Consider the following 17643-nt stretch of genomic DNA (forward strand, 5'->3'; position numbering starts at 1 on the left):
GCGGCGGCCGGAGAGAACGAGGACCATGCGAAGCGATCTGATCCGCCCGCTGCCGGAGACCCTGCTGGCGCACGCGGCGGAGTCCGGCACCACCGTCGCTTTCCGGGACGCGCGCCGCGCGGTCACCTACGCCGAGCTCGAGGCCCGCACGGCGCGGCTCGCCGGGCACCTGGCGTCGGGCGGGGTGGGCCGCGGTGACCGGGTGGCGATCCTGCTGGGCAACGCGGTCGAGGTGATCGAGGGCTACCTCGCCGCGACCCGGGCGGCTGCAGTGGGTGTCCCGCTGAACCCGCAGGTCAGCGCGAGCGAGCTCGACCACCTGCTCGGTGACAGCGGAGCGCGGGTCGTCGTGACCGACCGGGCGCGGGCAGCCCTCGTGCGCCGCATCGCAGCGCGCGACGTCCGGGTCCTGGTGACGGGGGAGGGGCGGCTCCCCGACGGCACGGAGTCCTTCGAGGCGCTCGCCCGGACCGCGCCCGCGGTGTCCGCCCGCGACGACCTCGACCTCGACGAGCCGGCGTGGATGCTCTACACCTCCGGGACGACCGGGCTGCCGAAGGGCGTGCTCTCGACCCAGCGCAACGCCCTCTGGTCCGTCGCGTCCTGCTACGTGCCGATCCCCGGGCTCTCGGCCGAGGACCGGGTGCTCTGGCCACTGCCGCTGTTCCACAGCCTGTCCCACATCGCGGGCTTCCTCGCCGTGGTCTCGGTGGGGGCCACCTCCCGCATCCTGGACGGGTTCGCCGCCGACGAGGTCCTCGCCGCTCTGCGGGAGGACCGAACCACCTTCCTGGCCGGCGTCCCGACCGTCTACCACCACCTGGTCGCGGCGGCTCGCGACACCGGCTTCACCGCTCCGGACCTGCGCATCGGGCTCGTCGGCGGCGCCGTGACCACCGCCGCTCTGCGGGCCGACGTCGAGGAGATCTTCGGCGTGCCGCTGCTCGACGCCTACGGCAGCACCGAGACCTGCGGCTCCATCGCCATGGTCCGGCCGGACGGACCACGGGTCGACGGCTCGTGCGGGCAGCCGGTGCCCGGGCTGGAGGTCCGGCTGGTCGACACGACGACGGGTGCGGACACCGCGACCGGCGCGGAGGGCGAGGTGTGGGTGCGCGGGCCCAGCGTCGCGGTGGGGTACCACCGCCGGCCCGAGGAGACCGCAGCGGCGTTCGGCGGCGGGTGGTACCGCACCGGCGACCTGGCCACACAGGACGGAGCCGGGTTCCTGACGGTCACCGGCCGGATCAAGGAGCTGATCATCCGGGGTGGGGAGAACATCCACCCCGTCGAGGTCGAGACCGTGCTGCGGCGCGGTGCCGGTGTCCGGGACGTGGCCGTCGGCGGCCGCCCGCACCCCGTGCTGGGCGAGGTCCCCGTCGCCTACGTGGTGCCAGGGCCGGACGGTCGCGACGGCCTCGACCCGGGCGCCCTCCTCGCGGCCTGCCGCACCGAGCTGTCGCCGTTCAAGGTGCCCGAGGAGATCCGACTGATCGCCGAGATCCCGCGCACCGCGTCGGGGAAGGTGACCCGCCACCTGCTCCTCGAGCGGCCCTCCCGGCTGGTCGCGACCGGTGCGAGCCACCACGAGCACCTCCTGCGCGTCGAGGACGGGCGCCTGGTCCGCGTGCCCTCCGGCGACACCGGCCCGGCGGCCGGGATCGCCGATCCCGTGCTGGTCACGGGCGCGGACTCGGCCGTGGCCGCGGCGGTCGCCACCCACCTCGTCGGTGCGCACGGGGTGCGCGAGGTCGTGCTGCTCAGCGACTGGGGCCAGGCCGACGGCGCCGGGCCGCTCGCCGAGGAGCTGCGCCGCCAGGGCGCCCGGGTCGTCGTCGTGGCCGGCTCGCCGAATGACCCCGAGCTGGTGCGCGTCGCCGTCGGCGCCGCGGGCGGTCGGTTCGGCACCGTCGTCCAGACACACCCGACCGCCGACCCGGGACGGGTCGCGGCGGTCCTGGTGGACGTCGCGGCCTCGGCACCGGAGACGACCCTCGTGGTCCTGACCGCGCTGGCCCCCGGTGACGGCTACGGCACCGCAGGGGCCGCTCGCGCCCTGTCCGAGTGGGCGGCGGCCCGGCGTGGTGGCGGACTCCCCACCACGGTGCTCGCGGTGGGGCCGACGGCTCTCGCCCCCACCGTCCTCGACACCCTTCCCGACACGACACCCGACTCCACGACACCCGGCCTCGATGCGACCGTGCCGCTGGCGCCGGCGGAGCTGCTGTCGGCCTTCGATGCCGCCCTCGACCAACCCCCCGGCGACTCGGTGATCCTGCGGCTCGACGAGCGCGCGGCGGCGGAGGTGCCCACACTGCGCCATCTCGTCGTCGAGCAGACGGGCCCGGGTTCGGGTGAGGGCCGGGCCCGGCTCGACGGGCTCACCGCGGCCGAACGGCGCCGGACGCTGGTCGGGGCCGTGCGCTCGGCCGCGGCCGAGCTCCTCGGCGTGCGCGACCCCGCCGACCTGCGCCCCGACCGGCCGTTCCGGGAACTCGGCCTGAGCTCGCTCGCCGCGGTCCGGCTGCGGACCGTCCTGGCCGCGCACTTCGGTGTCACCCTGTCCGCGACGGCGGCCTTCGACCACCCGACCCCGGACGCACTCGCCGACCACCTCGACGAGGTGCTGCGCGGCGGTCGCACCTCCTCCGTGGCGATCCGGGAGCGGACGGCCGCGCCCGGCGAGCCCATCGCGATCGTGGCCGCGAGCTGCCGTCTGCCCGGTGGTGTGACCTCGCCCGAGGACCTCTGGCGGCTCGTCGCGGAGGAACGCGACGCGATCGGCGACTTCCCGCTCGACCGGGGCTGGGACGTCGAGGGCCTCTACGACCCCGAGCCCGGCCGCCCCGGGCGCACCTCGGTCCGACGCGGCGGGTTCCTCTACGACGTCGCCGACTTCGACGCGGACCTCTTCGGCATCTCCCCGCGCGAGGCCGCCGCGGCCGACCCCCAGCAGCGGTTGCTCCTGGAGCTGGCCTGGGAGGCCTTCGAACGCGCGGGGGTGGACCCGCGGTCGCTGCGTGGTGCCGACGTCGGCACCTTCACCGGCGTCATGCACCACGATTACGCGAGCCGCCACGACCAGGTCCCCGACGAGGTGGCGGGCTACCTCGGGATCGGGACGGCGGGCAGCGTCGCCTCGGGGCGGATCGCCTACACGCTGGGGCTGGAGGGCCCCGCGATCACGGTGGACACCGCGTGCTCGTCGTCGCTGGTCGCGTTGCACCTGGCGGTGCAGTCGCTGCGCAGCGGCGAGAGCACGCTCGCCCTGGCGGGCGGGGCGGCCGTGATGGCGACCCCGGGTGTCTTCCTGGAGTTCTCCCGGCAGCGCGCGCTCGCCCCGGACGGACGGTGCAAGGCCTTCGCCGACACCGCGGACGGGACGGGCTGGTCCGAGGGGGCCGGGCTGCTGCTGCTCGAGCGGCTGTCCGACGCGCGCAGGCTGGGCCATCCGGTGCTGGCCGTGGTGCGCGGCACCGCGGTCAACCAGGACGGCGCGTCGAACGGGCTGACCGCGCCGAGCGGCCCGTCGCAGGAGCGGGTGATCCGTGCGGCCTGGGCCGACGCCGGTCTCTCCGGGGCCGACGTCGACCTCGTGGAGGCCCACGGGACGGGGACGACGCTCGGCGACCCGATCGAGGCCCAGGCACTGCTGGCCACCTACGGCCGGGAGCGGACGGCGGACCGGCCGCTGCACCTCGGCTCGCTGAAGTCGAACATCGGGCACACCCAGGCGGCCGCGGGCGTCGCCGGGATCATCAAGGTGATCGGGGCGCTGCACGCGGGGACGCTGCCCCGCACCCTCCACGTCGACCGGCCGTCCGCACAGGTGGACTGGACGAGTGGAGCCGTCGAGCTGCTCACCGAGGCTCGGCGGTGGACCGCGGCGACCGGGCCCCGGCGCGCCGCGGTGTCGTCGTTCGGGGTCAGCGGGACGAACGCGCACGTGATCGTCGAGGAGGCGCTCGACCCTGCGGTGGTGTCCGCGCCGCGGGTGGCACCCGCCGCCGTCCCCTGGATCGTCACCGGGCGGGGCGACGCGGCTCGGGTGGCGTTCGCGTCCCGGCTGCGGGCCGCGCTGGACACCGAGGACGCGGCCGGGAAGGAGCACACGCTCGCCGACGTCGGGTGGTCGCTGGCCACCGCGCGCGCGACGCTGGACCATCGCGGGGTCGTGGTCGCCTCCACCACGGGGGAGGCGCTGGCCGGGCTCGACGAGCTCGCCTCGGGCGCGCCCGCCGCGGTGGTCACCGGGGTCGCGGACGTCGCGGGCCGGACCGTGTTCGTGTTCCCCGGGCAGGGTGCGCAGTGGGTGGGGATGGGCGCGGAGCTGGCCGAGTCCTCCCCGGTGTTCGCCGAGGCCGTCGACGAGGTCGCGGCCGCGCTGGCGCCGCTCGTCGACTGGGACCTGTGGGCGGTCCTGCGGTCCGAGCCGGGCGCACCGTCGCTGGAGCGGGTGGACGTGCTGCAGCCGGCGTCCTTCGCGGTGGGGGTCGGCCTGGCCCGGCTCTGGGGAGAGTTCGGGATCGTGCCGGACGCCGTCGTCGGGCACTCCCAGGGTGAGGTCGTCGCCGCGCACGTGGCCGGGGTGCTCGGCCTGGCCGACGCCGTGGAGGTCGTGGTCGCGCGCAGCCGTGCGATCGCCTCGGGGCCGGCGGGTCACGGGGGGATGCTCGCCGTCTCGCTCGCCGAGGACGAGGCGGTGGCCCGGGCGAGGGGCCGCGTCGAGCTCGCCGCGGTCAACGGACCCTCCGCGGTCGTGCTCGCGGGAGAGCGGACCGCCGTCGCGGACCTGGCCGCCGAGCTGGAGGCCGACGGTGTCCGGGCCCGGGTGATCCCGGTGGACTACGCGTCGCACACCGCGGCGGTCGACCCGACCCGGCCGGAGATCCTCACCGCGCTGGCCGGCATCCGGCCCGGCCGGGCCCGGATCCCGTTCTGGTCCACCGTGGAGGACGGGTGGGTCTCCGGCGAGGAGCTCGACGCCGGCTACTGGTTCCGCAACCTCCGCAGGCCGGTCCGCTTCGGTGCGGCCGTGGACGGGCTGGTGGGCGCCGGGTTCGCCGCGTTCGTCGAGGTGAGCCCGCACCCCGTGCTGACCTACCCGATCGAGGCGGGCCTGGAGCGCCTCGACGTCGCCCGCGCCGTCGTCACCGGCACCCTGCGCCGCGACGACGGCGGCCTCGGCCGGTTCCTGCGATCGGCGGCGGCGCTGTTCGTGCGGGGGCTGCCGGTCGACTGGGCGCCGGTCTTCGCGGGGACGGGTGCGGTGCGCGTCGACCTGCCCACCTACCCGTTCCAGCGGGAGCGGTTCTGGCTCGGGTCGACGGCGCCCGCCGGGGTGGCGGCGGCCGGGATCGAGGCGGCGGACCACCCGCTGCTCGACGCCGTGGTCCCCCTCGCGGGCCGCGACGCGAGCCTCGCCGTCTCGCGGCTCTCCGTCCGGGACCATCCCTGGCTCGCCGACCACGTGGTCGACGGCGCGGTCCTGCTGCCCGGCACGGCGCTGCTCGACGCGGTGGCCGCGCTCGCCGACCGGCTCGGCGCACCCGTGGTCGAGGAGCTCACGGTCTCCGCACCGATCGTCGTCCCCGCCGCGGGGGCGATCGACCTGCAGGTCGAGGTCGGCCCGGAGGAGGGTGGACGGCGCGCGGTGGCCGTGCACGTGCGGGCGCGACCGGAGGAGCCGTGGGCCGAGCACGCCACCGGCACCCTCCTGGCCGACACACCCGCGCCGCGCGCGGAGACGACCGCCTGGCCGCCGGCGGGGGAGCCGGTCGATGTCGCCGGGCTCTACGAGCGGCTGACCGTCGACTACGGGCCGGCCTTCCACGCGGTGCGCGCCGTGTGGCGCGACGACGAGCGGGTGCACGCCGAGATCACCCTGCCCGACGAGGTCGACGCCGCGGGCTACGGCCTCCACCCGGCGCTCCTCGACGCCGCCCTGCACCCGGTGCCGGTGACCGACCTGCTCGACGCCGGCCAGGGCGCGCGGCTGGCCTTCTCCTGGGCGGGCGTCCGCCGGTACGCCACGGGAGACCGGACACTGCACGTCACCCTCGTGCCCGCCGGGCCGGATGCGATCTCGCTCCGTGCGACCGACCCGTCCGGCGCCCCGGTGCTGGAGGTCGACCGGCTCGTCCTGCGGCCGGTCCCGGCGGTACGCGACGACTCGCTGTTCGAGATCGCCTGGGTGGCGGCCCCCGGCGGTGACGATCCCGGCGAGCTGCGGCTCATGGCCCCGGACGAGGACCCGGCGGGCCCGGGGACCCCGGTCCTGGTGCCGGGGACCGGCCCGGTCGGGCCGAGCGTGCCGGAACGGGCGCGTGCCGCGGGGCTCGGTGCACTGACGGCGCTGGCGAGGTGGCTGGGCGACGAGTCCGTGACCGACGTCGTGGTCGCCGTGCAGGCCGGTGACCCGGCGGGGGACGTCGTCGCCGGGCTCGTGCGCTCCGCGCAGTCCGAGCACCCCGGCCGGATCCGCCTGCTGGAGCTGGACCGGGTCGACGAGGCGGGCGTCCGGACCGGCCTCGCCGTCGACGGCGACGAACCGCGGGTCGCCGTCCGGGACGGGACCGCCCTCGTGCCGCGCCTGCGCCGGGTGCAGGTGCCGGACGCCCGTCCGGCCGGCCTCGCGGGCGGCGCGGTGCTGGTGACCGGGGCGACCGGCGGGCTGGGTCGGCTGGTCGCCCGGCACCTGGTGACCGCACACGGGGTGTCCGAGCTGGTCCTCGTGACCCGCTCCGGAGTGCCGGACGCACAGCGCGAGGAGCTGGTCCGCGCCGGTGCCTCGGTGCACGTGGTGACCGGCGACGCGGCGGACCGCGCGGTCCTCTCGGAGGCCCTGGAGCTCGTCGGGGACCGGCTCGTCGGCGTGGTGCACGCTGCGGGGGTCGTCTCCGACGGTGTCCTCGCCGCTCTCGACGCGCAGCGGTGGGACCGGGTCGTGCGCACGAAGGCGGACGCGGCCTGGCACCTGCACGAGCTGACCGCCGGTCGGGACCTGGCGGCGTTCGTCCTGTTCTCGTCGGCGGCGTCGACCTTCGGCGGGGCGGGACAGGCCAACTACGCGGCGGGCAACGCGTTCCTGGAGAGCCTCGCGGCCAGGCGCCGCGCCGCCGGGCAGCCCGCGACCGCGCTCGCCTGGGGTCTGTGGGAGCAGCAGGCGGGGATGGGCGGCCGGCTCGCCGAGGCCGATCTCGCCCGGATGGCCCGGGTCGGCACCGTGGCGCTGTCCGACGAGGAGGGTCTCGCGCTGTTCGACCGGGCCCTGGCAGGTGACGCGCCCACACTGGTGCCGATCCGGCTCGACCTGGCCGCGGTGCGCGCCTCCGGCGAGGTGCCCGCGCTCCTGCGCGAGCTGGTCCCCCGCCGGGCGACCGTGCCGAGGACGGAAGGCCTGGCCGGACGCATCGCCGGTCTCCCCGAGAAGGAGCGGGCCGCCGCCGTCCTCGACGAGGTCCGGACCCACGTCGCGGACGTCCTCGGCCACGGTGCGGCGACGGCGGTCGACGCCGCGCGCGCGTTCAAGGACCTCGGGTTCGACTCGCTCACCGGGGTGGAGCTGCGCAACCGGCTCACCGCGAGCACGGGCGTGCGGCTCCCGGCCACCGTGGTGTTCGACCATCCGACCCCGGAGGCGCTGGCCGCGCACCTGCTGACCGAGCTCGTCGGCCTGCGACGTGGCGTGCCCACCGCGCCGACGCGTCGCGTTGCGACCCCGGACGACGACGCGGTCGCGATCGTCGCCGCGGGCTGCCGGTTCCCCGGCGGCATCACCTCCCCCGACGCGCTCTGGCGGTTCGTCGAGGCCGGGGGCGACGCCATCGGTCCCTTCCCCACCGACCGCGGCTGGGACCTGGACGCGGTGTTCGCGGCCGATCCCGACCGCGCGGGCACGACGTACGTCCGAGCGGGCGGCTTCCTCGACGACGTCGCCGGGTTCGACGCCGAGTTCTTCGGCATCAACCCGCGCGAGGCACTGGCGATGGACCCGCAGCAGCGGCTGCTGCTGGAGGTGTCCTGGGAGGCCCTGGAGCGGGCGGGCATCGACCCGGCCGGGCTGCGCGGCAGCCCCACCGGCGTGTTCGTCGGCACCCACGGTCAGGACTACGGCACGGGTGACCAGCGCGGCGCGGGGGCCGACGAGGGCTACCTGGTGACCGGCAACGCGGGCAGCGTGCTGTCCGGCCGGATCGCCTACGCGCTCGGCCTGGAGGGGCCTGCTCTCACCGTCGACACGGCCTGCTCGTCGTCGCTGGTGGCGCTGCACCTGGCCACCCGCGCGCTGGCCGCGGGCGAGGTGTCGCTGGCGCTGGCGGGCGGGGTGTCGATCATGTCGACGCCCGACGGCATCGTCGGGTTCTCCCGGCAGCGCGGGCTGGCCGAGGACGGGCGCTGCAAGGCGTTCGCCGAGGGTGCCGACGGCTTCGGGATGGCCGAGGGAGTGGGGGTGCTGCTGCTCGAGCGGCTCTCCGACGCACGCAGGCTCGGCCATCCCGTGCTGGCGGTGGTGCGCGGCAGCGCGGTGAACCAGGACGGCGCGTCGAACGGGCTGACGGCCCCGAACGGACCGTCCCAGGAGCGGGTCATCCGGGCCGCCTGGGCGGACGCCGGCCTGGCCGCGGCGGACGTCGACGTCGTCGAGGCGCACGGGACCGGCACCGCGCTCGGCGACCCGATCGAGGCCCAGGCGCTGCTCGCCACCTACGGCCGGGACCGTGCGGACGCGGCACCGCTGCTGATCGGGTCGGTCAAGTCGAACATCGGCCACACCCAGGCCGCCGCCGGTGTCGCGGGCGTCATCAAGATCGTCGAGTCGCTGCGGCACGGCCGGTTGCCCGCGACCGCGCACGTCGACCGGCCGTCGTCGCACGTGGACTGGACGAGCGGAGCCGCGGAGCTGCTGACCGCGCCACGGGAGTGGGCCGCGGGGGAGCGGACGCGGCGGGCGGGGGTGTCGGCCTTCGGGGTCAGCGGCACCAACGCGCACGTGATCCTGGAGGAGCCGCCGGCCCCCGAGAAGCCCGAGGCTCCCGAGCCGGTCGAGGAGCGGCCCGCCGCGACGCCGGTGCCCTGGCTGGTGTCGGGGCGGACCGAGCAGGCGCTGGCCGCGCAGCAGGCGCGGCTCGCGGACCTCATCGAGGAGCGTCCCGACCTCGCCCCCGCGGACGTCGCGCTGTCGCTGGGCCTGCGGTCGGCGTTCCGCCACCGCGCGGTGGTCCTGGCGGCCACCCGCGAGGACGGGGTCGCCGGGCTGCGGTCGGGCGCCGAGGTCCTCACCGGGGAGGCCGACGTGACGGGCAAGCGGGTGTTCGTCTTCCCCGGCCAGGGCACGCAGTGGGTGGGTATGGGTGTGGAGCTCGCCGCGGCGTCGCCGGTGTTCGCCGCGGCACTGGACGAGGTGGCCGAGGCGCTCGCCCGGTACGTGGACTGGGACCTGTGGGCGGTGCTGCGCTCCGAGCCGGGAGCGCCGTCGCTGGACCGGGTCGACGTGGTGCAGCCGGCGTCGTTCGCCGTCGGGATCGCCCTCGCGGGGCTCTGGCGTTCGCTCGGGGTGGAGCCCGACGCCGTCGTCGGGCACTCGCAGGGCGAGGTCGCCGCCGCGTACGTGGCCGGGGCGCTCACCCTGGACGACGCCGTGCGGGTCGTGGCGCTGCGCAGCCGGGTCATCTCGCAGCGGCTCGCCGGCCGCGGCGGCATGGTCTCCGTCGGTCTCCCCGCCGCCGACGCGGCCGAGCGGCTGCGGGCCTGGCCCGAGCTCGAGACCGCCGCGGTCAACGGCCCGGGCTCCGTCGTGGTGGCAGGTCCTCCGCAGGCCCTGGACGAGGTGGTCGCGGTGCTCGACGCCGACGGCGTCCGGGTTCGCCGGATCCAGGTCGACTACGCCTCGCACACCTCGGCGGTCGAGGCGGTCGAGGCCGACCTCGCCGCGGTACTGGCCGGGCTCGCCCCCCGGGCGGGCTCGGTGCCGATCTGGTCCGGCGTGGACGGTGGCTGGGTCTCCGGCGAGGCCCTCGACGCGGCCTACTGGTACCGCAACCTGCGCAGCCCGGTCCGCTTCGGGGAGGCCGTCGCCGGGCTGGTCGAGGCAGGGCACCGGGCGTTCGTCGAGGTCAGCGCCCACCCGGTGCTCACCTTCGACGTCGCCCAGGAGCTCGACCGCCACGACCAGCCGACGGTGGTGACCGGCACCCTGCGGCGCGACGACGGCGGTCCGGCGCGGTTCCTCGCTGCCACCGCGGCGCTCGCGGTCCGCGGGATCGGCGTCGACTGGTCCCCCCTGATCGAGGGCGCCCGGCCCGTCGCACTCCCCACCTATGCGTTCCAGCACCAGAGGTTCTGGCTGGACGCGGTGCCCGGCGGTGTCGGTGACGTGCGCACCGCCGGCCTCGACCCCGTGGAGCACCCCCTGCTCGGCGCGGTCGTCGCTCTGCCAGGGGCGGGCGGTGCGGTGGCGACCGGTCGGGTCTCGCTCGCGACCCACCCGTGGCTGGCCGACCACGCGGTCACCGGCACGGTCCTCGTGCCCGGTGCCGCGATCCTGGAGCTCGTCGCGCGGGTCGCCGACGAGGCCGGCCTGGCCGCCGTCGACGAGCTGGTGGTGGAGGCCCCACTGCTGCTGCCGGAACGCGGCGCCCTGCAGCTGCGGGTGACCGTGACGGCGGACGGCGGGATCGAGCTGCACGCCCGGACCGAGGACACCGGGCCCGACGGCGAATGGACGCGCCACGCCCGCGGCCGGGCGGTCACGGAGCCGTCCCCGGCGCCGGCGGACCAGGGCACGGTGCCCACGCAGTGGCCGCCCGGCGACGCCGAGCCCGTCGAGCTGGACGAGTTCTACCCGCGGCAGGCGCAGGCAGGGCTGGACTACGGGCCGGCGTTCCGGGGCCTGCGGGCGGCGTGGCGGCGCGGCACCGAGGTGTTCGCCGAGGTCGCGCTCCCGCCGGAGCTGCGGGGCAGCTCCTTCGGGTTGCACCCGGCGCTGTTCGACGCCGCCCTCCAGTCGGCGAACCTGGGGGCCGCTCCCCAGGCCGGACCCGACGAGGTGCTGCTGCCCTTCGCATGGCACGGGTTCGCGCTGCGGCGGACCGGCGCGACCACGCTGCGGGTGTACGCCGCACCGAGCGCCGACGGCGTGCAGGTGAGTGTCGCGGACCCGACGGGCGCACCCGTGGCGTCGTTGCGGTCGCTGGTCCTGCGACCCGCGCCGCGGGCCGGCCTGACACCGCGGGCCGGGGCGCTGTACCGCACCGAGTGGGTGCCCGTCACGGCGTCCGGCGGTGGTGACACGCCGCCCGTGCTGGACCTGAGGCCGGGCGCGGTCGGGACCGTCCTGGACCGGGTGCGGGCACTCACCGAGTCCGCCCTCGCCGGTGTCCAGACCCACCTCGCCTCCGCCACGGCGAAGCCCCTGGTCGTCCTGACCGGTGGCAGCGACGACCCCGCGGCCGCGGCCGTCTGGGGACTCGTCCGGTCCGCGCAGACCGAGCACCCCGGACGGTTGGTCCTCGTCGACACCGACCAGCCGGAACCGCCCCTGACCACCCTGGTCGGGGCGGGTGAGCCCCAGCTGCGCCTCCGCGACGGGCAGCTCGCGGCGCCCAGGCTCGTCCCGGTGCCGTCCGCGCCCGCCACCCGGGGGTTCGGCGCGGGCACCGTGCTCGTCACCGGAGGCACCGGAACCCTGGGCGGCCTGGTCGCCCGGCACCTGGTCACCGACCACGGGGTGCGACGGCTGCTGCTCACGAGCCGCAGCGGGCCCGGTGCGCCCGGCGCTCGGGAGCTCCGGGCGGAGCTCGTGGCGCTGGGTGCGGAGGTGTCCGTCGTCGCCGCCGATGTCGGGGACCGGGCACAGGTCGCCGCGCTGCTCGATGCCGCGCCGGATCTGACGGGTGTGGTGCACACCGCGGGAGTGCTCGACGACGGTGTGGTCGAGAGCCTCACCCCGGCTCGGCTCGACACCGTGCTCCGTGCCAAGGCGGACGCCGCATGGCACCTGCACGAGCTGACCGAGGGTCGGGACCTCGCCGCCTTCGTGCTCTTCTCCTCCGGGGCGGGCACCTTCGGCAGCGCGGGCCAGGCGAACTACGCGGCCGCCAACGGCTTCCTCGACGGGCTCGCCCGACGGCGGGCGGCCGCCGGGCTCCCCGCCCTCTCGCTGGCGTGGGGGTTCTGGGAGCAGGCCAGCGCGCTCACCGGCGAGCTCGGCGACGCCGGGCGGGCCAGGTTGGCGCGCGGCGGCGAGGCCGGGCTGTCGAACGGGGAAGGCCTCGCCCTCCTGGACGCCGGCCTGGTCGCGGGGGAGCCCGCCCTGGTCGCCACGGCGCTGGACCTCGGCGCGGTCCGGCGGCTCCCGGACGTCCCGCCCCTGCTGCGGGGGCTCGTCCGAGCCCCACGACCGACCCGCCACGCGGCACCGGACGGCGGTGACACCCCGGTGGACCTGCGGACCCGGCTCGCGGACCTGGAGCCCGCGGCCAGGGAGCGCGCCGTGCTGGACCTCGTCCGTGGCCTGGCCGCGGACGTGCTGGGCCACGACGGGCCGGCGGCGGTGCGGCCCGGCCGGGCCTTCACCGAGATCGGCATCGACTCGCTCACGGCCGTGGAGCTGCGCAACCGGATCGCCACGGCCACCGGCGAACGCCTTCCGGCCACGGCGGCGTTCGACCACCCGAACCCGGCCGCCCTCGCCGCCGTGCTCCGGGAGCGCCTCGGGGCCGACACAGGATCCGAGGCAGGGGCCGACGCGGGGCCGGACGCGGTGCCCGCCCCGCCGCCGGACCCGGCCCTCGCCGAGCTCGACCGGCTGGAACGGGCGCTGGCAGCGGCCGACGGCGGCGTCCGGGAGCAGGTAGCCCTCCGGCTCGCCGAGCTGGCGCGCTCCTGGGCCGGGCGCACCGGGCCGGCCGTCGACACCGGCACCGACACCGACGACGAACTCTTCGCGCTCCTCGATCAGGAACTGGGACGGTAGCGATGGCGGACGACGACAAGCTGCGCGAGTACCTCAAGGCCACGCTCGGCGAGCTGCGCCGGACGCGGGCCCGGCTGCAGGAGCTGGAGGATGCGCGCTCCGAGCCGATCGCGGTCGTGTCGGGCGCCTGCCGGCTGCCCGGCGGGGTGCGCACCCCGGAGGACCTGTGGCGGCTGGTGGCCGAGGGCCGCGACGCGATCGCGCCCTTCCCGGTCGACCGTGGCTGGCCGCTGGACGCGCTGTTCGACGACGACGCCGACCGGGTCGGCACCACCTACGCCACCGAGGGCGGATTCCTCGACGACGCGGGCGGCTTCGACGCCGCGCTGTTCGGCATCTCCCCACGCGAGGCACTGGCGATCGACCCCCAGCAGCGGCAGCTGCTGGAACTGGCCTGGGAGGCCTTCGAACGGGGGCGGATCGACCCGACCTCGCTCCGCGGCGCCCCGGTCGGCGTCTACGCGGGCCTGATGTACCACGACTACGCGGCGAACCGGATCACGCTGCCGGAGGGGCTGGAGGGCTACTTCGGGATCGGCAACTCGGGCAGCGTCGCCTCGGGCCGGATCTCCTACACCCTGGGCCTGCAGGGTCCGGCGCTCACCGTGGACACGGCGTGCTCGTCGTCGCTGGTGGCGGTCCACCTCGCGGTACGGTCGCTGCGCTCGGGGGAGACCGACCTCGCGCTCGCCGGCGGCGCCGCGATCATGGGCACCCCCGAGGTGTTCGTGGACTTCGCCCGCCAGCGCGGCCTGGCCCGCGACGGGCGCTGCAAGGCGTTCGCCGACGGCGCGGACGGCACCGGCCTGGCCGAGGGCGCCGGGCTCCTGCTGCTGGAGCGCCTCTCCGACGCCCGCCGCCACGGCCACCCGGTGCTCGCGGTGATCCGCGGGACCGCGGTCAACCAGGACGGGGCCTCGGCCGGGCTCACAGCACCGAACGGCCCGTCGCAGGAGCGGGTCATCCGCGCCGCGCTGACCGACGCGGGCCTGACCACCGCCGACGTCGACCTGGTCGAGGCGCACGGCACGGGCACACCGCTCGGGGACCCGATCGAGGCCCAGGCCGTCCTCGCCACCTACGGGCAGGGCCGCAGCCCGCGGCGGCCCGTCCACCTGGGCTCGGTCAAGTCCAACCTCGGCCACACCCAGGCCGCGGCGGGGGTCGCCGGGATCCTGAAGGTGATCGGTGCGCTGCGCCACCGGACGCTGCCCAGGACCCTGCACGCCGAGGCGCCGACGTCGAAGGTCGACTGGTCCGACGGCGACGTGGCGCTGCTCACCGAGAACAGGGACTGGGCCTCGCCGGACGGGCCCCGGCGGGCGGCCGTGTCCTCGTTCGGGGTGAGCGGGACGAACGCGCACGTCGTGCTCGAGGAGGTGACGCCCGAGGAGGTGCCCCGCACGGCACCGACGGGCGCGCCGGTGCCGCTCGTGATCTCCGGGCGATCCGCTGCGGCACTGCGGGCCCAGGCGGAACGCCTGCTCGCCGTCGCCGACCGGGACCCGCGCGCCCTCGGGTTCGGCCTCGCGACCACCCGGGCCGCCCTCGACGAGCGCGCGGTCGTGGTCGCGGCGAGCGCCGAGCGGACCGCCTCGGGCCTGCGCGCGCTCGCCGGCTCCCGGCCCGCGGCGAACCTGGTGACCGGCCGCGCGGACGTCGACGGTCGCACCGTCCTGGTCTTCCCGGGTCAGGGTGCCCAGTGGTCCGGGATGGGCGCTGCGTTGCTCGACGAGTCTCCCGTGTTCGCCCACGCCTTCGACGAGGCGGCCGCGGCCCTGGCCGAGCTGGTCGACTGGGACCCGGTGGCCCAGGTGCGGGCGGTGCCCGGACCGACCCGGGTCGACGTCGTCCAACCGCTGTCCTTCGCCGTGGCCGTGGGGCTGGCCGCGCTGTGGCGGGCCCACGGCGTGGTGCCGGACGCGGTCGTCGGCCACTCCCAGGGCGAGATCGCCGCGGCGTACGTGGCGGGCGTCCTGTCCCTGTCGGACGCGGCCCGGGTCGTCGTCGCGCGCAGTCGTGCCATCGCCGCGGGTCCGGCCGGGGGTGGCGGGATGCTGGCGGTCGGACTGCTCGAGGCGCTGGCGCGGAACCGGGCCGCGGGGCGGGCCGAGATCGCCGCGGTGAACGGACCCTCGTCGGTGGTGCTCGCGGGCGAGCGGGCGGCCCTCGACGACCTGGCCACCGAACTCGACGCGGCGGGGGTGCGAGTCCGTCGCATCCCGGTCGACTACGCCTCGCACACCGCCGCGGTGGACCACACCGAGACGGAGATCCTGCGGGCTCTCGACGGGCTGCGACCGGGGCGGCCGCTCGTGCCCTTCTACTCCACGGTCGACGGGCGTTGGGTGCGGCCGGGCGAGCTCGACGGCGACTACTGGTACCGGAACCTGCGCCGGACCGTCCGGTTCGCCGAGGCGGTCGAGGCACTGGTCGCGGACGGGCACCGGGCGTTCGTCGAGGTCAGTCCGCACGCCGTGCTGACCGGCGCGATCGAGGAGGCGCTCGACGCGGCGGCCGAGCCGTCGGTGGTGACCGGCACGCTGCGCCGCGACGACGGCGGCCTCGACCGGTTCCTCGCCTCGGCCGCACAGCTCTGGATCCGTGGGGTCCCGGTGGACCTGCGGCCCGCGTTCGGTGCCGAACCCCCCGGGCCGGTCGACCTCCCCACCTACCCGTTCCGCCACGAGCGGTACTGGCTGCGCCCCGGCGACGGCCGGACCCTCCACCACCCCCTGCTCGACGCCGTGGTCTCGCTGCCCGAGACCGGTGGCGCGGTCGGATCGGGGGTCCTCTCACTGTCCCGGCACCCCTGGCTGGCCGATCATGCGGTCGAGGGCCGGGTCCTGCTCCCCGCCACCGGGCTGCTGGAGCTCGTGCTGCCCGCGGCCGAGGAGTCCGGGTCCCCGGTCGTGGAGGAGCTGCTGGTCGAGGAGCCGCTGACGCTGCCGGACCGCGGCGCGGTCGAGGTCCGGGTGACCGTGGGCGCGCTCGACGGCACGGGCAGGCGTCCGGTCGGCGTCCATGCCCGACGACAGGACGGCGCGGACGACTGGAGCCGCCACGCCCGCGGCTACCTCGGTGTCGGCGAGCACCCGCCCGGACAGGTCCTCGCGGACCCCGGGGAGCGGATCGCGCTCGACGCCTTCTACACCGACCTCGGTGACCGGGGGTACGGGTACGGCCCCGCCTTCCGCGGTCTGCGGGCGGCGTGGCGGACGACCGACGCGGACGAGATCGTCGTCGACGTCGCCCTGCCCGCGGAGGCGGTGACCGACGGTCCCCCGTTCGTCGTGCACCCTGCGCTGCTCGACGCGGCCCTGCAGGCCACCAGCCTCGTGCGGCCCGCCGAGGCCCGCCGTCGGTTGCTCCCCTTCGCCTGGGAGGGCGTGCGGGTGCACGCGACCGGGGCCACCGCCCTGCGGGTGCGCGTGCGGCGGCTCGGCCAGGACGTCTTCGCACTCGTGGCCACCGACCCGGCGGGCGGACTCGTGGCGACGGTCGAGGCGCTGACACTGCGGCCCGCCGCGGAGGCGACCCTGCGGCCCGCCGCGGAGGCGGGACCGGCCCCGGTCGACGACCTGTACCGGGTCGTGTGGCGCCCGCTCGTCCTGGCGGGCGCGTCGGCCACGGACCTGCCGCCCGTCGTCGACCTCACCGCCGCGGACCCGGGAGCACCGCCCGCCGCCGCCCGGGCCGCCGCGACGACCGTGCTCGACGCGCTGCGCGCCGTCGAGGGACCGGTGGTCGTCGTGACCGGCGCGGACCTCGACGACCCGGTCACCGGGGGCGTGTGGGGCCTGGTGCGCACCGCGCAGTCGGAGGAGCCCGGCCGCATCACGCTGGTCGCCGCCGCGGACGCCGCGGACCCCCTGTTGCCCGCCGTCGTCGCGTCGGGGGAGCCGCAGGTGCTGCTCCGCGCAGGCGAGGCCTTCGTGCCCCGGCTCGCCCGCGCGTCCGCCGGGGGCGCCGGTCGCCCGTGGGACCCCGACGGGACGGTGCTGATCACCGGCGGCACGGGCACCCTCGGAACCGCCGTGGCCCGGCACGTCGCCCGCACCCGTGGCGTCCGGCACCTCGTGCTCGTCGGCCGCACCGCGACGGAGGACCCCGCGCTGCGGGCCGAGCTGGCCGAGATCGGCACGCAGGTGCGGTTCGCCGCGGCCGACGTCGCCGACCGGGAGGCACTGGCGGCCGTGCTCGCCGCGGTCCCCGCAGGCCATCCGCTGACGGCGGTGGCCCACGCGGCGGGTGTGCTCGACGACGGCGTGCTGACCGCACTGACCCCCGAGCGGGTGGACGCGGTGTTCCGGCCCAAGGTCGACGGCGCCTGGAACCTGCACGAGCTGACCCGGGACGCCGACCTGGCGGACCTGGTGCTGTTCTCCTCGGGCGCCGGCACGTTCGGCACCCCGGGGCAGGGGAACTACGCGGCGGCCAACGGGTTCCTCGACGGGCTCGCCGCCCTGCGCCGCGCCGCGGACCTCCCCGCCGTCTCGCTGGCCTGGGGGCTGTGGTCGGAGACCAGCGGCCTCACGGCCGGGGCGGACCGCCGCCGGCTCGACCGCGCGGGGCTGCGCGGGCTCTCGACGGAGGAGGCGCTCGCGCTCTTCGACGCGGGCCTGGGCGGTGCGGACCCGGTGGTGCTGCCGACCCGGTTCGACGTC

Annotated in this window: 1 protein-coding gene and 1 pseudogene; both read left to right on the top strand. The window is 77.0% G+C overall.

Features of this window, described 5'->3' with window-relative positions; genetic code table 11:
• Positions 1-25: 25 nt before the first annotated feature.
• Positions 26-12976 carry a type I polyketide synthase gene (locus Ae717Ps2_RS36060; protein WP_143510364.1) on the top strand — a complete coding sequence of 4317 codons (12951 nt, stop codon included), beginning with the start codon at positions 26-28 and terminating at the stop codon, positions 12974-12976.
• Positions 12977-12996: 20 nt separating this feature from the next.
• Positions 12997-17439, top strand: a pseudogene (locus tag Ae717Ps2_RS10725) (SDR family NAD(P)-dependent oxidoreductase); the annotation flags it as partial.
• Between the last annotated feature and the right edge of the window lie 204 nt (positions 17440-17643).

It is taken from the genome of Pseudonocardia sp. Ae717_Ps2 (assembly GCF_001932475.1).
Taxonomy (GTDB): Bacteria; Actinomycetota; Actinomycetes; order Mycobacteriales; family Pseudonocardiaceae; genus Pseudonocardia.